General features: G+C 64.7%; 20 protein-coding genes. 6 read left to right on the top strand and 14 right to left on the bottom strand.

Translation table 11 applies throughout. The features are described 5' to 3' along the window. Positions 1 to 78: 78 nt before the first annotated feature. The 3 genes from GWG67_RS19755 to GWG67_RS19745 are packed head-to-tail and all read right to left on the bottom strand — an operon-like array spanning position 79 to position 3,895. Complete coding sequence (locus GWG67_RS19755) at positions 79 to 1,179, bottom strand: nickel/cobalt transporter (RefSeq protein ID WP_275170996.1); 1,101 nt, start codon at positions 1,177 to 1,179, stop codon at positions 79 to 81. Next, complete coding sequence (locus GWG67_RS19750) at positions 1,176 to 1,814, bottom strand: DUF1007 family protein (protein ID WP_275170995.1); 639 nt, start codon at positions 1,812 to 1,814, stop codon at positions 1,176 to 1,178. Before GWG67_RS19750 ends, GWG67_RS19755 begins: the two co-directional genes overlap by 4 nt. Continuing rightward, a complete protein-coding gene (locus tag GWG67_RS19745; RefSeq protein ID WP_275170994.1) occupies positions 1,814 to 3,895 on the bottom strand; it encodes a M3 family metallopeptidase in 2,082 nt (693 codons plus the stop codon). The genes GWG67_RS19750 and GWG67_RS19745 overlap by 1 nt, the downstream gene beginning before the upstream one ends. Positions 3,896 to 4,031: 136 nt before the next feature. Between GWG67_RS19745 and GWG67_RS19740 the strand changes: the two genes are divergently transcribed. The 5 genes from GWG67_RS19740 (at position 4,032) to GWG67_RS19720 (ending at position 8,839) form a co-directional block, all read left to right on the top strand. Continuing rightward, entirely contained in the window at positions 4,032 to 4,286 is a 255-nt protein-coding gene (locus GWG67_RS19740; RefSeq protein ID WP_007597166.1) for a hypothetical protein, read from the top strand. Positions 4,287 to 4,953: 667 nt separating this feature from the next. Then, complete coding sequence (locus tag GWG67_RS19735) at positions 4,954 to 6,096, top strand: type III PLP-dependent enzyme (protein WP_018453321.1); 1,143 nt, start codon at positions 4,954 to 4,956, stop codon at positions 6,094 to 6,096. 132 nt (positions 6,097 to 6,228) lie between these two features. Continuing rightward, on the top strand, positions 6,229 to 6,816 hold the full coding sequence (locus GWG67_RS19730) for a GNAT family N-acetyltransferase (RefSeq protein ID WP_275170993.1): 588 nt from the start codon (positions 6,229 to 6,231) through the stop codon (positions 6,814 to 6,816). Between the two features lie 145 nt (positions 6,817 to 6,961). Further along, positions 6,962 to 7,351 carry a RidA family protein gene (locus tag GWG67_RS19725; RefSeq protein ID WP_275170992.1) on the top strand — a complete coding sequence of 130 codons (390 nt, stop codon included), beginning with the start codon at positions 6,962 to 6,964 and terminating at the stop codon, positions 7,349 to 7,351. 45 nt (positions 7,352 to 7,396) lie between these two features. Further along, a complete protein-coding gene (locus GWG67_RS19720; RefSeq protein WP_275170991.1) occupies positions 7,397 to 8,839 on the top strand; it encodes a homospermidine synthase in 1,443 nt (480 codons plus the stop codon). 134 nt (positions 8,840 to 8,973) lie between these two features. Here the strand turns inward: GWG67_RS19720 and GWG67_RS19715 are convergent, their stop codons facing one another. The 11 genes from GWG67_RS19715 to GWG67_RS19665 all read right to left on the bottom strand — a co-directional run bounded on the left by GWG67_RS19715 (position 8,974) and on the right by GWG67_RS19665 (position 17,059). Further along, positions 8,974 to 9,309: a hypothetical protein gene (locus tag GWG67_RS19715; RefSeq protein ID WP_275171086.1), complete on the bottom strand. Its 336-nt coding sequence runs from the start codon at positions 9,307 to 9,309 to the stop codon at positions 8,974 to 8,976. Positions 9,310 to 9,410: 101 nt separating this feature from the next. Then, on the bottom strand, positions 9,411 to 10,127 hold the full coding sequence (locus GWG67_RS19710; RefSeq protein ID WP_275170990.1) for an MgtC/SapB family protein: 717 nt from the start codon (positions 10,125 to 10,127) through the stop codon (positions 9,411 to 9,413). Positions 10,128 to 10,157: 30 nt separating this feature from the next. Further along, a complete protein-coding gene (locus tag GWG67_RS19705; RefSeq protein WP_275171085.1) occupies positions 10,158 to 11,177 on the bottom strand; it encodes a WD40 repeat domain-containing protein in 1,020 nt (339 codons plus the stop codon). Next, the gene (locus tag GWG67_RS19700) at positions 11,177 to 12,226 is read right to left on the bottom strand and encodes a GTP-binding protein (RefSeq protein ID WP_275170989.1); all 1,050 of its coding nucleotides are present in this window, start codon (positions 12,224 to 12,226) and stop codon (positions 11,177 to 11,179) included. The genes GWG67_RS19705 and GWG67_RS19700 overlap by 1 nt, the downstream gene beginning before the upstream one ends. A 54-nt stretch (positions 12,227 to 12,280) precedes the next feature. Beyond that, entirely contained in the window at positions 12,281 to 13,144 is an 864-nt protein-coding gene (locus GWG67_RS19695) for a metal ABC transporter solute-binding protein, Zn/Mn family (protein WP_275170988.1), read from the bottom strand. Positions 13,145 to 13,149: 5 nt separating this feature from the next. After that, positions 13,150 to 14,019: a metal ABC transporter permease gene (locus tag GWG67_RS19690; RefSeq protein WP_275170987.1), complete on the bottom strand. Its 870-nt coding sequence runs from the start codon at positions 14,017 to 14,019 to the stop codon at positions 13,150 to 13,152. Between the two features lie 6 nt (positions 14,020 to 14,025). Beyond that, positions 14,026 to 14,781, bottom strand: a complete 756-nt coding sequence (locus tag GWG67_RS19685) for a metal ABC transporter ATP-binding protein (RefSeq protein ID WP_275170986.1) — start codon at positions 14,779 to 14,781, stop codon at positions 14,026 to 14,028. A gap of 2 nt (positions 14,782 to 14,783) precedes the next feature. Beyond that, on the bottom strand, positions 14,784 to 15,032 hold the full coding sequence (locus GWG67_RS19680; RefSeq protein WP_275170985.1) for a hypothetical protein: 249 nt from the start codon (positions 15,030 to 15,032) through the stop codon (positions 14,784 to 14,786). Between the two features lie 44 nt (positions 15,033 to 15,076). Next, entirely contained in the window at positions 15,077 to 15,577 is a 501-nt protein-coding gene (locus GWG67_RS19675) for a hypothetical protein (RefSeq protein ID WP_148775145.1), read from the bottom strand. Next, positions 15,574 to 16,185: a permease gene (locus GWG67_RS19670; RefSeq protein WP_275170984.1), complete on the bottom strand. Its 612-nt coding sequence runs from the start codon at positions 16,183 to 16,185 to the stop codon at positions 15,574 to 15,576. Before GWG67_RS19670 ends, GWG67_RS19675 begins: the two co-directional genes overlap by 4 nt. A gap of 277 nt (positions 16,186 to 16,462) precedes the next feature. After that, positions 16,463 to 17,059: a superoxide dismutase gene (locus tag GWG67_RS19665; RefSeq protein ID WP_007597204.1), complete on the bottom strand. Its 597-nt coding sequence runs from the start codon at positions 17,057 to 17,059 to the stop codon at positions 16,463 to 16,465. A 237-nt stretch (positions 17,060 to 17,296) separates the two neighbouring features. Here GWG67_RS19665 and GWG67_RS19660 point away from each other — a divergent pair, with 237 nt between their 5' ends. Next, positions 17,297 to 17,824 carry a GNAT family N-acetyltransferase gene (locus GWG67_RS19660; RefSeq protein ID WP_275170983.1) on the top strand — a complete coding sequence of 176 codons (528 nt, stop codon included), beginning with the start codon at positions 17,297 to 17,299 and terminating at the stop codon, positions 17,822 to 17,824. Positions 17,825 to 17,888 lie beyond the last annotated feature (64 nt).

The following is a 17,888-nucleotide window of genomic DNA, read 5'->3' as shown; positions in this document are numbered from 1 at the left end:
AGCGTAATCCGGGGTCCCCTCCGCGGCGGCACTGTCCCGGATTGCGCTTCGCTCCATCCGGGCTACAACGCCTGCCGCTCAAAAACACGTCGTCCGTTCGGCCGCGATGTAACCCAACAACAGGCCCGCGCCGAACAGCAGCACGAGGCCGGCGGCGGCGAATTCGATGCCGCGCATGAACAGTGCGCCGCTGCCGTCGCGTCCGGCGCTCAGGCGGGCGGCGATGTCCTTTGCGGAGACGGCAATCACCGCGATGGCTGCGACCGTGATCGCGGTGCCAAGCCCCATCAGCAAGGTCGCGGCGATGCCGGCCCAGAACAGGCCCTGGGCCAGCGCAAACACCAGCACCAGGATCGCGCCCGAACAGGGACGGATGCCGACGGTGAGGATCGCGGCAAAGCCGCGTCCCCAGCCACCGGGGCCGGCGAGTTCGCTCGGCGTGGGGCCGTGGGAATGGCCGCAATGCTCGTCGTGAACGTGGTCATGCTGGTGGTGATGATGGGCGTGCGCGTGGTCGTGGGGACGATGATCGTTCGCATCGTGATGGTGGTGACCGTGATCATGATGGTCATGCGGCACGCCCGCGATCGCGGGCACCGGCTGAACCGCCTGCAGCGCACGGATGAAGGTGCGGCCCTTGACCCAGACCAAGCGCAGGCCAAACAGCGCGATCAACGCATAGCTTGCGATCTCGATCGCGCCTTCCGCCTTGCACATGGTCTTGGCGGTCGCATTCAGCACCCAGGCCGAGATACCGACGATCAAGATCGCCACCAGCGACTGCATCAGCGCGGAGGCAAACGACAGCACGATGCCGCGCCGGGCGGTCTCGCGATTGGCGACGAGATAGGAGGCGATCACCGCCTTGCCATGACCGGGGCCGGCCGCGTGGAAGATGCCATAGGCGAACGAGATGAAGAGCAGCGTCCACACCGCCGAGCCGTCGGATTTGGCGGCGCGGATGGTCGCCGACATCTGGCGATAGAATTCCGACTGTTTTGCCAACAGCCAGCCGATCAGGCCGCCGGCCTCGGGCTGGGCAGCTTGTGGCGAACGCGGCGCGCCGAACGGGTTCTGCGCGAGGAGATCGTGGAGCGCCGCATCGGTCACGCCCACGACGAGAAGAACGCTGGCGCAGACGGCGAGCCCGCGCCCGAGAGGCGTGAGTTTCGGCTTCAAGGACAATCCACCGTGATCTTGTTGGCGAACATCATGCCGAAATTCGAATTCTCGCCGTTCATGAAGGTCTGCTCGTTGAGCTTCTGGGCACTCGCGGTGCCGTCGCTCGGCCGGTCAAGTTTCATCTGGCAGCCGGCGGGCGCGCCAACCAGCTTGACCGGGTTGTCCTTGGCCATCTGGAAGTCGATGAAGAAGGAGCGATCGAACACTTCGAGCATCAATTGCTTGGGCTTGACCGGGTTCTTCAGCGGCAGCGTGAAGTGCAGGGTCAGGACCGTATCCTTGTAGTCGAGGAAATAGTCGACCGGCTCCTGGAATCGCTCCTTCTTGCCGTCGGCTCGCGCGAAGGTGAAGTAGGCATATTCCTTCAGCGACTCGACATTGGTCTGTGCCAACGGCCCGAGCTCCTCGCGCGAATAGGCGCCCTTGGTCTTGCTCTCGAGCCCCTGCACCGCATAGGCGGAGAACATGTCGTCGAAGGTCCATGCATGGCGCACGCCGGTGATGGTGCCGTCGGGAGCGTAAAGCAGCTCGCTGGTCGCGGTGATCCAGACATGCGGATGCGCCCGCGCCGCGCCTGCCGCGAGCGACAGGGCAACGGCGAGCAGCAGTCCGAACAGGGCGCGCATGCCCATCAGGCCGCCTTCGGGGCGTCAAGCAGGCCGCGGCGGCGCAGTAGCGCGTCGGGCTCCGGCGGCCGGCCGCGGAACGCCTCATAGGCGGCTTCCGGATCGACCGATCCGCCGCTCGAGTAGATGTCGTCGTGCAAGCGCTTTGCGACGGCGGGATCGAAGATGTCGCCGGCTTCCTCGAACGCGCCGAAGGCGTCGGCGTCCATCACCTCCGACCACATGTAGCTATAGTAGCCGGCGGCATAGTGATCGCCGGTGAAGATGTGACCGAATTGCGTGGGACGGTGACGCAGCGAGATCTCCTCGGGCATGCCGATCTTCTCCAGCTCGCGTCTCTCAAAGGCGCGGACATCCTGCGCGGCGGAGGCCGGCTGGGTGTGGAATTCGAGATCGATCAGCGCCGAGGAGACGAACTCGACGGTGGCAAAACCCTGGTTGAATTTTCGCGCGGCCAGGAACCGTTGCAGCAGATCGTCCGGCAGCGGCTCGCCGGTCTGGTAATGGCGGGCGAACTGCTGCAGCACCTCCGGCCGCTCCTGCCAATGCTCGTAGAGCTGCGAGGGCAATTCGACGAAGTCGGTGAACACGGAGGTGCCCGACAGCGAGGGATAGGTCACGTTGGAAAGCATGCCGTGCAGGCCGTGGCCGAACTCGTGGAACAGGGTGCGGGCGTCGTCGGGCGACAGCAGCGAGGGTTCCCCATCCGCGCCCTTGGAGAAGTTGCAGATGTTGAGGATCAGCGGCGCGACCTCGCCGTCGAGCTTCTGCTGGTCGCGCAGCGAGGTCATCCAGGCGCCGGAGCGCTTCGACGGCCTGGCGAAGTAGTCGCCATAGAACAGCGCCTTGTGCTTGCCGTCCCGCCCCTTCATCTCCCAGACCCGGACGTCGGGATGCCAGACCGGCACATCCTTGCGCTCTTCGAAGGTGACGCCGAACAGGCGCGTGGCGCAGTCGAAGGCGGCGGCGATCATGTGGTCGAGCGCGAGATACGGTTTGATCGCGGCGTCGTCGAAATTGGCGCGCTGAAGGCGCAGCTTTTCGGCATAAAAGCGCCAGTCCCAGGGGGCCAGCTTGAAATTGCCGCCCTCCTCCGTGATCAGCGTCTGCATGTCGTCGCGGTCGGCGAGCGCCCGCGCCCGGGCGGGCTTCCAGACCCGCTCCAGAAGGCCGCGCACAGCTTCCGGCGTCTTGGCCATGGAATCCTCGAGCCGGTAGGCCGCGAAGGTCGGGTAGCCCAGGAGATTGGCGCTCTCTTCGCGCAGCTTCAGGACCTCGACGATGGTCGCGTTGTTGTCGTTGGCATTGCCGTTGTCGCCGCGCGCGGTGAAAGCCTTGTAGACCTTCTCGCGGAGGTCACGCCGGGCCGAGCTCTTCAGGAACTGTTCGACCGAGGAGCGCGACAGCGTGACGATGGCCTTGCCGGCCATGCCGCGTTCTTCCGCCGCAGCCTTGGCGCTGGCGACAAAACTCTCCGGCAGGCCCTGGCGGTCCGCTTCGCCGAGCTCCATGAACCATTCCTGCTCGTCGCCGAGCAGATGATGACTGAAACCGGTGCCGAGCTGGGCTAGCCTCTCGTTGATCTCCGCCATCCGCGTCTTGGCCTCTTCGGAGAGGCCGGCGCCGGAGCGGTGGAAGCGGGTGTAGGTGCGCTCCAGCAGGCGCAGCTGTTCCGGTGTCAGACCGAGATTGGCGCGGTTCTCGTGCAGCTGGGCGATGCGGCCAAACAGCACGGCGTTCATCATGATCGGATTCCAGTGCCGCGCCATCCGCAAGGAAACCTCCTTGTCGATCTCCAGGATGGCCGGGTTTGAATGCGCCGAGACGAGGTCGTAGAACACCGACGCGACCTTGCTGAGCAGCTTGCCCGAGCGCTCCAGCGCCGTAATGGTGTTGGCGAAGTCGGCCGCGGTCGGGTCGTTGGTGATCGCCGCGATCTCGGCGGAGTGGTCGGCGAAGGCCTGCTCGAAGGCCGGGAGGAAGTGCTCCGGCTTGATCTCGTCGAAGGGCGGGGTCGCAAAAGGCGTCACCCACGCCTTCAGCAGCGGGTTGGTCTCGGAGTCCGTAGTTTGGCGGGGTTCTGACATTACAAGTCCCGGATTTGTGGCTCGATTGTTGCGGCCAGCTATAGCACGCGATGGGGCTTTTTTGGGCCATTTGCCCTTGCTCCCGGCTGCCTTTTCGGGGAGATTGCGGCCCTTCAAGCCTAGGACCCCTGAGATCATGAACGCGACCTCCTCGTCTTCCCGTCGGATCGTCTGGCCGAGCGTCATCACCGTCATCAGCGCCGCCATCCTGATCGGCGCCGAGGTGTTCGGCGCGGCGTTTGCCGGCGGCTGGGCGCTCGCGATCCTGTTCGGGCTGGGCGAGCAGGGCACGCACATCCTTCAGGCCGCGCTGTTTGCGCTCGGCGTGCTCGTGATGACTGCCTTCATCCGCGCCGCTCAGCGCGTCGAGCCGTTCACGAAGCGCGGCTGAAGCGTATACGCGCGCGAGAGACACGCGCGCTGAAAACTTAACGCGCGTTCATCTTCCGCGTCGCTCGCGCAACACTGCGCAAGCAGATGTTAGGCAATTCTGTTCGCAGCCTAAAAAATCTCTTGCGAAGCAGAGTCAAAACACTTATGTGCGGATTGCCCAATTTCGCACGTGCCTGTGGTCGTGTGTCAGTCGGTAGGTATCCGGACAAGAGGCCGGACAGCCGCCAAGGGGTGAAGAAGCCGAGGGGCTCTTCGGAAGTGTGGAAGTCGGAAGGCTCATAGCCGGAAGACGAAAGCAAACCCGGAGTCCAGCATCTCTCTCAAAGGGATGCCTTGTCGAAGGTGACTTTGCTCTTTGCAACCGTGACTGGCAGCCGGAGGCGAACCGGCGCACCCCGCTCTCAACGGGGGACGCGACTTAAAGCAACGACGGATCGGGCTTTTTTGGTCTCTACCGGCAGTCCAACGCCGGCGCGGGCTACTGAAAAGGCTTGTCCTTCATTGCCAGGTGTGCGGGCGGGAACATTCCCAACCAATCCACGGCAGCACTGTCTGATCTGAGTCTTTGGCTCGTCGCGCCTCCATCGCGCGATCTGGCCGGAGCGCTCTTATCCGACGTCATTTTTTGAACGGATCCCCGTCGCTGGGCCGTTTGGGAGAGTGCTATGACTGACCGTATCCAGGAATTCCTGCGCAACCGCCGCAGCGAGGGCCTCGACACCGAGCCGTGCCTCGTCGTCGACCTCGAAGTCGTGCGCGACAATTACCAGACCTTTGCCAAGGCGCTGCCCGACAGCCGCGTGTTCTATGCCGTCAAGGCGAACCCGGCGCCGGAAGTGCTGGCTTTGCTCGCCTCCATGGGCTCCTGCTTCGACACCGCGACGGTTGCCGAGATCGAGATGGCGCTGGCCGCCGGTGCGACGCCCGACCGCATCTCCTTCGGCAACACGATCAAGAAGGAGCGCGACATCGCGCGCGCCTTCGCGCTCGGCATTCGGCTGTTCGCGGTCGATTGCGCCGCCGAAGTCGAGAAGGTCGCCCGTGCCGCGCCCGGCGCAAAGGTGTTCTGCCGCATCCTCTATGACTGCGCCGGCGCCGAATGGCCGCTGTCGCGCAAGTTCGGCTGCGATCCGGAGATGGCCGTCGACGTGCTCGACGTTGCCAAGCGTCTGGGCCTGGAGCCGTGCGGCATCTCCTTCCATGTCGGCTCGCAGCAGCGCAAGGTGAAGGCGTGGGACCGTGCGCTGGCGATGGCCTCGCAGGTGTTCCGCGACTGCGCCGAGCGCGGCATCAACCTGACCATGGTCAACATGGGCGGCGGTTTCCCGACCAAGTACCTGAAGGACGTGCCGCCGGTGGTGACCTACGGGCGCTCGATCTTCCGCGCGCTGCGCAAGCACTTCGGCAACCAGATTCCGGAGACCATCATCGAGCCGGGCCGCGGCATGGTGGGCAATGCCGGCATCATCGAGTCCGAGGTCGTGCTCATCTCGAAGAAGAGCGACGAGGACGAGGTGCGCTGGGTCTATCTGGACATCGGCAAGTTCGGCGGTCTCGCCGAGACCATGGACGAGTCGATTCGCTACGCCATCCGCACCCCGCATGACGGTGCGGACATGACGCCGTGCGTGCTCGCTGGGCCAACCTGCGACAGCGCCGACGTGCTGTACGAGAAGAACCCGTATCCGCTTCCGGTGACGCTCGAGATCGGCGACAAGCTGCTGATCGAAGGCACCGGGGCCTATACGTCGACCTACTCGGCGGTGGCGTTCAACGGCATCCCGCCGCTGAAGACCTACCACATCTGATCGCCTCTCTTTCCGAGGCCTGACGAACCCGGGAGCCGGCTTGCCGGCTCCCTCCCTGACATTTCGATTTCTGACGACGCCTTGGACCGGCGTGCTTTGCGCACGTCGGTTTCAAGCGGGGACTGACGCGCCATGACTGCTCTTCGGAAGACACAGGTTGAACCCACCTCGAAAGCCGCTCCGTTCGCGATCCGTGCGGAGCGTGCTGGCGACGTTGCGATGCGTGAAGCGCTGCTCGATGCGTCCTTTGGCGAGAACCGCCATGGCCGCACCTGTCAGCGCCTGCGCGACGGACGCGCACCCGCCGCCGGCCTTGCGCTGGCCGCGATGCGCGAGGGGAAGCTCGTGGGAACCGTGCGGCTGTGGCACGTCAGCGCCGGAGGCAGGCCCGCTCTGGTCCTCGGACCGCTGGCGGTGGACCCTGCCTGCCGCGAGCTCGGGATCGGCGCCGCGCTGATGCAACAAGCGCTGGCTGCCGCCCGGGCGCGCGGGCATGCCGCCGTGATCCTGCTCGGCGATGCCCCTTATTACGCCCGCTTCGGCTTCTCGCCTGAGAAGACCGGCGAGCTGTCGCTGCCCGGCCCGTTCGAGCGCGACCGCCTGCTGGCGATCGAATTCCATGCCGGCGCACTGGATGACGCCGCCGGGATGATTGTCCCGACCGGCGCAGCCTTGCCCAAACGGAGGGTAGTTCGCGCCCTCCAGGCGCACGCGGCGTAAGAGATCGCCATGATGGCGACGACCGAGCCGCGTTAAGCGGCAACGCCCGGCTGGGCCTGCGTTAAGCTCCATTCCTTTGGGGTTGCGCAGGCCGGCAAATTGCCCGTAAACCCCACGAAATTCCTCTTCAGTCGAGGCCACGACCATGTCCCGCCGCCTGATTTCCACCGGCTCCCCGTTCGAGAAGACCGCCGGCTACAGCCGCGCCGTGATCGACGGCGAGTTCGCCTTCGTCGCGGGCACCACCGGCTACGACTACACCACGATGACGATGCCGGCCGATGTCACGAGCCAGTCACGCAACTGCTTCAAGACCATCGAAGCTGCCCTGAAGGAGGGCGGCTTCGAGATGGCCGACATCGCCCGTGCGACCTACTACGTCACCGACGCCAGCACCATCGATGCCCATTTCGCCGTCTGCGGCGAGGTTCTCGGCGACATCAGGCCGGCCGCGACCTTGCTGGTCGTCAGCGCCCTCGCCAAGCCCGAGATGAAGGTCGAGATCGAAGTCACCGCCAAGCGCCGCAGCGCCTGATCCACCCACCCTTTGCCCGCCAGCACGTTCCGGAGAAACCATCCCATGAGCCCCGCCTCGCAGATCTACGCGAAGATTACCGGTCCCATCGTCATGGTCGGCTTCGGCTCCATCGGCAAAGGCACGTTGCCGCTGATCGAGCGGCATCTCGACTACGACAAGTCGCGCGTCACCGTGATCGATCCCAAGGACGAGGGTCGCAAGGCGCATTGCGAGAAGCACAATGTGCGCTTCATCCAGAAGGCAGTGACCAGGGACAATTATCGGGAGCTGCTGACCCCGCTGCTCACCGAAGGCGGCGGCCAGGGCTTTTGCGTCAATCTCTCGGTCGACACCGGCTCCACCGACATCATGGAGCTCTGCAACGAGCTCGGCGCTCTCTATATCGACACCGTCAACGAGCCCTGGCTCGGCTTCTATTTCGATTCGTCGAAGGGTCCGGAAGCCCGCTCCAACTACGCCCTTCGCGAAGCGACGCTGGCCGCCAAGAAGGCGCGCCCCGCGGGCTCGACGACGGCCGTCTCCTGCTGCGGCGCCAATCCCGGCATGGTCTCGTTTTTCGTCAAGCAGGCGCTGCTCAACGTCGCCGCCGACCTGAAGCTCAATGCCCCCAAGCCGAAGACCAAAGCCGAATGGGCGGACTTGATGCGACAGGCCGGCATCAAGGGCATCCACATCGCTGAACGCGACACCCAGCGCTCCAAGAAGCCGAAAGAGCCGGATGTCTTCGTCAACACCTGGTCGGTGGAAGGTTTCCTGTCGGAAGGCGTGCAGCCCTCCGAGCTCGGCTGGGGCACCCACGAAAAATGGATGCCCGAGAATGCGCGCACCCACGAATCCGGGTGCGGCGCTGCCATCTATCTGATGCAGCCCGGCGCCAATACCCGCGTGCGCACCTGGTGCCCGACGCGCGGCGCGCAGTATGGCTTCCTCGTCACCCACAACGAGTCGATCTCGATCGCCGATTACTTCACGGTGCGCGATGCATCGGGCACCGCGGTCTACCGGCCGACCTGCCACTATGCCTATCATCCGGCTGATGATGCCGTGCTGTCACTGCACGAAATGTTCGGCCGCGCCGCGAAGATGCAGGAGAAGCATCACATCCTTGACGAGAACGAGATCGTCGACGGCATCGACGAACTCGGCGTGCTGCTGTTCGGCCATGACAACAATGCCTACTGGTACGGCTCGCAGCTCTCCATCGAAGAGACCCGCAAGCTCGCGCCCTATCAGAACGCCACCGGCCTGCAGGTGACCTCCGCCGTGCTCGGCGGCATGGTGTGGGCGCTGGAAAACCCGAACGAAGGCATCGTCGAAGCCGACGAGATGGATTTCGATCGCCTGCTGGAGATTCAGCTGCCCTATCTCGGCCCGGTGAAGGGTTTTTACACCGACTGGACGCCGCTGACGGATCGTCCGGGACTATTTCCGGAGGACATCGATACCAGCGATCCCTGGCAGTTCCGGAACGTTCTGGTACGGTGAGAGCCGTCACCCAACTCTCCGCTCGTCATTCCGGGGCGCGCCACTTGGTGCGAGCCCGGAATCCATCAGGCGCCAGAATCCGCTGACAAATGGATTCCGGCTCGCGCTACGCGCGCCCCGGAATGACAGGGAACCTACTTCCTCTCGATCGGCGGCGCGATCTTCTCGGCTGGCGCTGGCGGCAATGCTGGTTTTGCCGCGCCGGCGGCGCCTTGCGTCTGCGGATCGGGCCGCGCCGGCTCTGGGGCCGGCGTGGTCGGCCGGTCGCCGCCGGGCTTGGCTTCGGCAGGCTTGTTCTGATCGTCGGACGGCGTGCCTTGGAGCGGCTGCGTCGCCTGGGCCAAATCCACCCGGCTCTGGGCTCGGATTTGCGCCAGCGACAGGCCTGACACCACGACGCCGGCTGCGAACAGCGAGCAGGCAACCATCAGGTCGAGCTTCAGTCTGCGCTTGTCATATTGGCCGGGCATGTCGATCACCGCCTTTATCCGTGGGATCAACGAAATCGCCGGTCTGCGGTTCCCTGCCCGTGCCGGCCGGAACTCAACGGCTGCGCGCCCAATCGCCACGCTCAATCCGTGGTGCTGACTTCCCAGGTGGCGTGGCGGACGCCGGGCAGATGCTGGAGATCGGTCGCCACTGCATTCAACTCGTTCGGATCGACGGCGGTCGCGACCAGCTTTGCCACGATCTCGATCAGATCGTCCCCGGTTTCGACCATTTCGATATCGGCCACCAGATATTTTGCGCTCTCAAGCTTCTCGACGAGCCGGTCACGCATGTCGGGCAAGGCGTCCGGTGCGACCGCGAGCTTGAAGTAATAGGTCGCCTCGGAGGTCTTCTCGTTCAGCGGAATGCGGTTTATGGCGTTGACCAACGGCCGCAGCATGGTGTTGCCGGCAATCACGAACACCGTCAGCGCCGCGGCCTGTGCGACCATGTCTGCGCCGGCGCAGGAGCCGACCGCGGCCGAAGCCCACAGCGTCGCCGCGGTATTGAGCCCGCGCACGTCCATGCCCTGCTTCATGATGACGCCGGCGCCGAGAAAGCCGATGCCCGAGACGACGTAGGAGATCACCCGCACCGCGCCGTCGGCGCCGGCCAGGTGCATGGCGAGATCGACGAAAGCAGCGGCGCCGACCGCGACCAGCACGTTGGTACGCAGGCCCGCGGTGCGCTGACGATATTGCCGCTCGGCGCCGATCAGCGTGCCCAGCACGAAGGCCGTGAAAAGGCTGACCAGCGTGTCCGCAAAATCAGCGATCTGGAAGGTCGTCAGAAACCGCATGGCCCCATCTACGGTCGGAACGATGACAGATTAAAGCTCCAGCAGGCCGCCGTCCCCATTTTCGTCGGCGAACGCCAGCAGCGTCCCCTTGGCGTTCCAGGCGAGCGCGGCCACCGGCGGCGTGCCATTGCGGCGGACAAGGATCTCGGCACCGTCCTCCAGACGCACCATCAGCACGGTGCCGTCGCTATAGCCGGCGGCGAAGATGTCGTTCCTGGGATGGCAGGCAACGACCGACACGCGTGCCTGGAGCGGCGCGAGCATCGCGGGCTCCTTGCCCATCGGGCCGTCCTTGCTGGCGAACGGCCACAGGATCACGGTGTCGGCGCCCGAGGTCGCCAGCGCCTTGCCGCCCGCGCTCCACGACATCGAGCGGACGCGGCCGGGATAGCCGGTCATGCGCATGTGCCTGTTGTCGGCAAGCCGCCAGCCGTGCAGCGCGGACTCGTGCATCGTGGTGACCAGGAATTTGTTGTCCGGGCTGAAGGTGACGCCAAGATGCGAGCCGGCCCAAGGCAGGAATTCGGCCGATCCCGCCATGTTGGGAAACCACAGCGTCGCGCCGTTGTAATGGGCGATCGCGAGACGCTGCCCCTTCGGCGCAAACGCGAGGCCGCCGACGGTCGAGGGCACCTCGAGCGACTTCTCCTCGCTCTTGCCGCTCTTGAAGAAGGCGGTCTTGCCGGCCGACCAGGCGTAGGCCCCATCCGGATGCAGCGCCACCGCATCGATCCAACGCCGCTTCGGGTCAGTCGCAAGCAGCGTCACTTCGCCCTTGGCGTCGAGCGACACGACTTTTCCATCGTCCCCGCCCATCACGAGGCGCTTGCCGTCCGAGGCCGCCGACAGAATGCCGCCGCTGTGCACGGCGACCTTGCTGATCTCGCCCTGGCCATCCACGAACGCGACATTCTCCTCGCCGCCGACGAAGGCGGCGCGGCTGCCAAGGAAATGCACGGAGGTCACGACCATGCCGAGCGCGAGCGGTTTGACGCGCTCGGTGACGGAGACGATCGAGGCGGAATCGGCGGGCGGCGTAAACTCTTTCATCACGAGACGATGCAGCTCTCAAAACCCTGGCGAATGAGATCTTGCGGCAATTCGCGGCCGATGAAGACGAGGCGGCTCTCGCGCGGCTCGCCGTCCTTCCACTTCCGCTGGTGGTTGCCTTCCAGCATCATATGCACGCCCTGGAAGACGTAACGGTCGTCGTCGTCGTGGAAGGCGAGGATGCCCTTGGAGCGTAGGATCTTGCCGCCCTCCACCTGCACCAGATTCTGGAGCCAGGGCATGAACACGTTGGGATCGAGCGGCTTGTCGGTCTTGAGCGACAGCGACTGCATGTCCTCGTCGTGATAGTGCTTCAGGCCGTGGCCGTGATCATGATCGTGGTGATGGTCGTGGCCATGATGGTGATGATCGTGGTCGTGGTCATGATCGTCGGCATTCAGGAAGTCCGGCTCGATGTCGAGGATGCGGTCGAGGTCGAAGGCGCCGCGGTCGAGCACGTCGGCCAAAGCCACCGAGCAGCGCTCGGTGCGGTGCAGCTTCGCATAGGGGTTGATGGCGCGGATGCGAGCCTCGACCTCGGCAAGCTCTCCCTTGGTGACAAGATCGGTCTTGTTCAGCACGATGACGTCGGCAAAGGCGATCTGGTTCTTGGCCTCGGGCGCGTCCTTGAGACGGTCGGACAGCCATTTTGCGTCCGCAACCGTGACCACCGCATCGAGGCGCGCGTTCTTCTGCACGTCCTCGTCGACGAAGAAGGTCTGGGCGACCGGTGCCGGATCGGCAAGACCGGTGGTCTCGACGATGATGGCGTCGAACTTGCCCTTGCGCTTCATCAGACCTTCCATGATGCGCACGAGATCGCCGCGCACGGTGCAGCAGATGCAGCCGTTGTTCATCTCGAACACTTCCTCATCGGCGCCGATGATGAGGTCGTTGTCGATGCCGATCTCGCCGAATTCGTTGACGATGACGGCGTACTTCTTGCCATGGTTTTCCGACAGGATGCGGTTCAACAGCGTGGTCTTGCCGGCGCCGAGATAGCCGGTCAGGACGGTCACGGGAATTTTTGGGGCGGTCACTTCAGACATAACAACTCCGGACTTCGGGCTTTTCGCGCGACGCGAGGCGGGGTGGCCCCTGCCCTAGTGGTCAAGCGCGCTGGTCAGGGCCTTTATATTGTGCCTGACCATATCAATGTAAGTGGGTGCAGGCCCCTTTTCGCCGGTCAAACCGTCCGAAATCAGGGTCCCGCCGACTTTTGAGCCGGTCTCCGCCGCGATCCGCCGGATCAGCCGGTCGTCGCTGATATTTTCCAGGAACACGGCCGGGATTTTTTGGGCCTTGATCTGGCCGATGATGGTGGCGATGTCCCGCGCGCTGGGCTCGGTTTCCGTGGAGACGCCCAAGGGCGCGATGAACTGGACGCCGTATTCAGCGGCGAAATAGCCGAAGGCGTCATGGGTCGAGATCACCTTGCGCCGCTCCGGCGGGATCTTGGCCACGGCTTCGCGGACCTCGCGGTCGAGCGTTTCGAGCTTTTCCAGATAGGCCTTGGCCTGGGCGCGGAAGAACTCCGCATCGTCAGGGTCGGCCGCGGCCAGCGCATTGGCGATGTCGGTGACGTAGACCTTCGCGTTGGGGACGGACTGCCAGCCATGCGGGTCGGCGGCAGAGCCGAGCTTGAGCGGCGCGATGCCGGCGCTCGCGGTGATCACCTGCGCCTTGCTGCCCGAGGACTGTACGAGGCGCGGCAGCCAGCCCTCGAGACCAAGTCCGTTGACGATGACCAGCTTTGCGTCTGCGACCCGCTTCGCATCGCTTGGCGCGGGCGCGTAGACATGGACGTCGCTGTCGGCCCCGACCAGCGTCGTCAGATTGATCCGGTCGTCGCCGACATTGCGGACGAAATCGGCGAGGATCGAGAAGCTCGCGACGACCTTCAGCTGCTCCGCGGCGTGCAGCGGCGAGGCAATCAGCAAAAGCACACAAAGCAGGATGCGCCGCATCGCCGTCACGCTTCCAGATGCCGGCCGGGAAAGAGTTGCCTGACGACGCCGCCGACCGTGCCGAACAGGACGGAGACGGTGTAAAGCGCGCTCGCCACCAGAATGATCGCAGGGCCCGACGGCACACGGGTCTGGAACGACAGCACGAGACCTGCATAGCCGGAGACGGCGGCAGCGACGACCGCGATGCAGATCATGACGGTAAGATCGCGCGACCAGAACCGCGCGATGCCGGCCGGCAGGATCATCAGGCCGACCGCGAGCAGCGTGCCGAGCGCCTGAAAGCCGTTGACGAGGTTGATCACGACCAGCGCGAGGAAAGCGAGATGCGCAGGCCCGCCAGCCCGGCTCACGGTACGCAAGAACAAGGGATCGACGCTCTCGATCACCAGCGGACGGTAGATCACTGCGAGCACCAGCAGCGTCACCGTGGCGTTGAAGGCGACGACCAGCAGCGTCTGGTCGTCCATCGCCAGAATATTGCCGAACAGCACGTGCAGCAGGTCGATATTGGTGCCCTTGATCGATACGATGGTCACGCCTAGCGCCAGCGATGCCAGATAGAAGGTCGCGAGCGAGGCATCCTCCTTCAGCCCGGTCGAGCGCGCGACCAGGCCTGCGAGGATCGCGACGGCAAAACCTGCGATCAGGCCACCGGCCGTCATCGCGAACAGATTGAGACCGGAAAGCAGGAAACCGACAGCGGCGCCGGGAAGGATTGCATGCGCCATGGCGTCGCCGACCAGGCTCATCCGTCGCAACATCAGGAACACGCCGATCGGCGCGCCCGCGAGCGAGAGCGCGATCACGGCCGCAAGCGCACGTCGCATGAACTCGAATTCGGTGAACGGGCCGATCAGCGCATCATAGAGCATCGGATATCAAGCCGCCCGTGAGCGGGCATCATCGGCCGAGCAGGCGGCTGCGCTGTCGTCGAAGGCTTCGCACATCCGCATTGCGACCATCAGGTTTTCCGGCGTCAGCACCTCCGCCGTCGGCCCCCACGCCACGGGGCCGCGCGCCAGCACCAGCGTCTCGCTGAAATGGGTGCGCACCATTTCCATGTCGTGCAGCGCGGCGAGCACGGTGCGGCCCTCGCCGTGCCAGTGCTTCACCAGTGCCAGCAGATCGGCCGTGGTCTTGCTGTCTATGGCGTTGAAGGGCTCGTCCAGCACGATCAGCCGCGCGTCCTGGAGCAGCACGCGCGCAAACAGCACGCGCTGCATCTGGCCGCCCGAGAGTGTGCCGATCGGACGGTTTTCGAAGCCGTTGAGGCCGACGGAAGCGATCGCGCGGAGGATCTTTTCGCGCGCCGCCTTGCCGATGCCGCCGAACAGGCCGGTCCCGCGCCACAGCCCGGTGGCGACGAAGTCCAGCACCGAGATCGGGAAGCTGCGGTCGATCTCCGCACTCTGCGGCAGATAGGCGATATCGCGGCTGTCGAGCCCGCCGAGATGGATGCTGCCGTCGAGCGGCTTGAGGATGCCGACGATGCCACGCAGCAGCGTCGACTTGCCTGCGCCGTTCGGGCCGATCACGGCCAACAGCGCGCCCGGGGCGACCTCCCCGTTGAGGTGGTGCACGGCCGGATGGCGGTCATAGCCGAGCGTGACGTTGTGAAAATGCAGCGCCGCCATGGTCACCTCATCGCCAGGAAAACCACGCCCCAGAGCACGGCGCAGACCGCGAGCGCGGCCGCGAGGCGGGCGGCCATCGTCATGCGCAGGATCGACCAGTGCGCCGCCTGAGCCGGATGCGGAGAGGCCGCACCGTGGACATGTGCGTGGGTGTGATCGTGTCCGTGCGAATGCCCGTGGTCATGGGAATGATCATGGGAATGGCCATGAGCGTGGTCGTGATGATGGGCTTGGGACGCGGCGGGAACCATACCGAAAACGTTATATTATAACATTACCCGTGTCCACGCTGGGCTCAGGGCTTGCCAATCACCATGGCGATGGCGGCGGCGACGAACGGGAACGGCACCGAAACCGCACAGCGGAACCAGACGAAACGGGCCGGCATGAACGGAATTTCCCACAAAATCACCCGTTGGAAGGCAAACAGCGCCCAGGCAACGACATAGGCGACCACTTGAGGCACCCCGCCGCCCGATTTCAGCGCCACCGTCCCGATGGAGAACCCGATCACCGGGCCGCCGGGCGTCGCGGCCCCCGCGACCACGGCAGTCGCGACCCCGAGCCAGCCGCTGTCCGGCCCAAGCCAGCCGCTGATCACTTCCTGCGGGATGATGGCGGCGATGTAGCCCGAGCCGATCACCCCCAGCGCGATCCGCGGCACGATGTTGATGAAATCCATCGAGCCCTCGCGCAGCGAGGCCTTGAACACCGGTGGGCCGCGGCGAAAGGCGATCAAGCCGACGCCGAACACCGAGCCCCACAACAGGATGTCGATCAGAAGCGCGGCGCTCAAGTCTCATCGTCCTTGATGGCCGGCTTCGGATAAAGCCGGACATAGACGAAGCGGCCGAGCGCGCCTGCGAGCACCGGCAACGGCAGCGAGATGACGATGCGCCACAGCGTGAAATCGGTGCCCATGATCGGGATTTCCCAAGCCACCGCCCGGCCATAGCCGATCAAGGTCCAGCTCACGACCATGGCGATGGTGGCACCGAAATCGGCGCCGACCGCGAGCAGCGCACTCGCCACGGGATAGGCGGTGAAGGGACCGCCGGGCAGGATCGCGCCGAAGGCGGTGCCGATCAGAAGGCCTTTCAGGCCCGATTTCGGCCCGAGCGCGCGCGAGACTTTTTCGTGCGGCAGTATCTCGGAGATGAACGCGCCGAGCAGGCAACCGGCCAGCACGCGCGGCAGGATGCCGCCGAACAGCGAGAGATCGTGGGTCAGTATTTCGAGAACACCGTCGGTGCCGTCACGCCGCCAGACCAAACCCGCGCTCACCGCCACCAGCGCTGCGATGATGATGGTGGACCAGCCGATCGGCTTGCGCACGCGACCCGGCCGCGGTTCGGATTCCGCGTCCTCGGCGGGCGCCGGGTCTCTCGGGGAAGGTTCTGACAACGGGCGCGTTCGGCTCGAGGGTGATGCCCGTCCTGATTAAGGGCGCCGCAGATGCGATGCAAACAGTACGGTGACGGGAGCGATGCGCGCCTCGCGCAGGGCCATGCGTGCGAAGTGCGAATTCCGCACAGCAAAAAGGCGGCCGCGCCTCCGACCGCCTTTTCGTTTATGTCATTCCGGGGCGGCAAAGCCGAAGCCGGAATCTCAAGATTCTCTGGTGCAGGAGCCCGCACCATGTTCGATGCTGCGCATCGCTCCGGAATGACGGAGTGAAGCCTCAGGCCTTGTCGAACAGGGACTCGACGTATTCCCAGTTCACGAGGTTCTCGACAAACGCCTTCAGATAGTCGGGACGGCGGTTGCGATAGTCGATGTAGTAGGAGTGCTCCCAGACGTCGCAGCCGAGGATCGGGGTGGCGCCGTGCACCAGCGGATTCTCGCCGTTCGGGGTCTTGGAAATCTCGAGCTTGCCGTTCTTGACCTGGAGCCAGCACCAGCCGGAGCCGAACTGGCCGACGCCGGCCGCCTGGAAGTCCGTCTTGAACTTCTCGAAGCCGCCGAGGTCCTCGTTGATCTTCTTCTCGATCTTGCCCGGCAGCTTGGTGCCGCCGCCATTGGGCTTCATCCAGCTCCAGAAATGGATGTGGTTGTAGTGCTGGCCGGCATTGTTGAACACCGCGGGGTTCTTGCCGAACGAGCCCTTGACGATCTCCTCAAGGGACTTGCCTTCCCATTCGGTGCCCTTGAGCGCGTTATTGCCGTTGGTGACATAGGCCTGATGATGCTTGTCGTGGTGGAATTCGAGCGTTTCCTTCGACATGAATTGCCCGAGGGCGTCATAGGCGTAGGGGAGTGGGGGCAGCGTAAAGGTCATGGGTGTTGTCCGCGACTGATGGGGGAACGAGACTTAACGGTCACCCCTTATAGAAGGTTCCGTGGCCGTTAAATACCGCGAATTTTCCAAAACGCTGGCGCGGCGGCTTGGCCGGATTGCATAAAATCGTCGCAAGGATGTGGGGCGTTTCAGCCGGGCCGCAAAATATCATTGCCTTTGAGGTGCTTATGGCAGAACGAAACGCACCGACGGCGCGGAGATGCGAAAGAGCGAGCGATGAGCATCGAGATCGACATTTTGAACGGCGACGCCTCGTGGCGGATGGCGGAGCCGCTGCATCAGGCGGTCTTCGGACCTGATATCGTCGGCAAGCAGCCCTGGGCTCACGTCAAATGGGCCAATGCCGATTTGCGCGTGCTGATCGAGACGCCCGAGGATGGTCTCGTCTGCCATGTCGGCATCTACTTCCGCACCGTCACCTGGAACGGGCAGAAGGTTCACATCGGCGGCATCGGCGGCGTCTGCACGCGGGAGGACCGGCGCGGCCGCGGCTATGCGACCATGGCGATCGACGCCGCAGTGCATACCATGCGCGCCAACGAGGCGGTCCGCTTCGCGCTGCTGTTCTGCGAACCGCATAATGTGGCGTTCTACCAGGCCCGCAGCTGGCTCCCCTTCAAGGGCGAGGTCTATTGCGAGCAGCCGGAGGGGCGGATCCGCTTCACCTACATGGCGCCCTATGTCTGCAATATCGTCAGCGCGCCGACGCTGGGCACCATCGACCTCTGCGGCCTGCCCTGGTGAGCCCTGCGTGAAGCGAGGCTGGTGCCGGCGCTCCACGCTATATAGTATGTCGAGCATCATCCAA

Source organism: Bradyrhizobium sp. CSS354 (genome assembly GCF_029051725.1).
Classification (GTDB): domain Bacteria; phylum Pseudomonadota; class Alphaproteobacteria; order Rhizobiales; family Xanthobacteraceae; genus Bradyrhizobium.
This window is presented reverse-complemented; position numbering and strand designations above follow the sequence as displayed.

Excerpts from the sequence above, each read along its gene's own strand:
- GWG67_RS19750 (WP_275170995.1), bottom strand. The coding sequence starts at position 1,814 with ATGGGCATGCGCGCCCTGTTCGGACTGCTGCTCGCCGTTGCCCTGTCG.
- GWG67_RS19745 (WP_275170994.1), bottom strand. The coding sequence starts at position 3,895 with ATGTCAGAACCCCGCCAAACTACGGACTCCGAGACCAACCCGCTGCTG.
- GWG67_RS19740 (WP_007597166.1), top strand. The coding sequence starts at position 4,032 with ATGAACGCGACCTCCTCGTCTTCCCGTCGGATCGTCTGGCCGAGCGTC.
- GWG67_RS19735 (WP_018453321.1), top strand. The coding sequence starts at position 4,954 with ATGACTGACCGTATCCAGGAATTCCTGCGCAACCGCCGCAGCGAGGGC.
- GWG67_RS19730 (WP_275170993.1), top strand. The coding sequence starts at position 6,229 with ATGACTGCTCTTCGGAAGACACAGGTTGAACCCACCTCGAAAGCCGCT.
- GWG67_RS19725 (WP_275170992.1), top strand. The coding sequence starts at position 6,962 with ATGTCCCGCCGCCTGATTTCCACCGGCTCCCCGTTCGAGAAGACCGCC.
- GWG67_RS19720 (WP_275170991.1), top strand. The coding sequence starts at position 7,397 with ATGAGCCCCGCCTCGCAGATCTACGCGAAGATTACCGGTCCCATCGTC.
- GWG67_RS19715 (WP_275171086.1), bottom strand. The coding sequence starts at position 9,309 with ATGCCCGGCCAATATGACAAGCGCAGACTGAAGCTCGACCTGATGGTT.
- GWG67_RS19710 (WP_275170990.1), bottom strand. The coding sequence starts at position 10,127 with ATGCGGTTTCTGACGACCTTCCAGATCGCTGATTTTGCGGACACGCTG.
- GWG67_RS19705 (WP_275171085.1), bottom strand. The coding sequence starts at position 11,177 with ATGAAAGAGTTTACGCCGCCCGCCGATTCCGCCTCGATCGTCTCCGTC.
- GWG67_RS19700 (WP_275170989.1), bottom strand. The coding sequence starts at position 12,226 with ATGTCTGAAGTGACCGCCCCAAAAATTCCCGTGACCGTCCTGACCGGC.
- GWG67_RS19695 (WP_275170988.1), bottom strand. The coding sequence starts at position 13,144 with ATGCGGCGCATCCTGCTTTGTGTGCTTTTGCTGATTGCCTCGCCGCTG.
- GWG67_RS19690 (WP_275170987.1), bottom strand. The coding sequence starts at position 14,019 with ATGCTCTATGATGCGCTGATCGGCCCGTTCACCGAATTCGAGTTCATG.
- GWG67_RS19685 (WP_275170986.1), bottom strand. The coding sequence starts at position 14,781 with ATGGCGGCGCTGCATTTTCACAACGTCACGCTCGGCTATGACCGCCAT.
- GWG67_RS19680 (WP_275170985.1), bottom strand. The coding sequence starts at position 15,032 with ATGGTTCCCGCCGCGTCCCAAGCCCATCATCACGACCACGCTCATGGC.
- GWG67_RS19665 (WP_007597204.1), bottom strand. The coding sequence starts at position 17,059 with ATGACCTTTACGCTGCCCCCACTCCCCTACGCCTATGACGCCCTCGGG.
- GWG67_RS19660 (WP_275170983.1), top strand. The coding sequence starts at position 17,297 with ATGAGCATCGAGATCGACATTTTGAACGGCGACGCCTCGTGGCGGATG.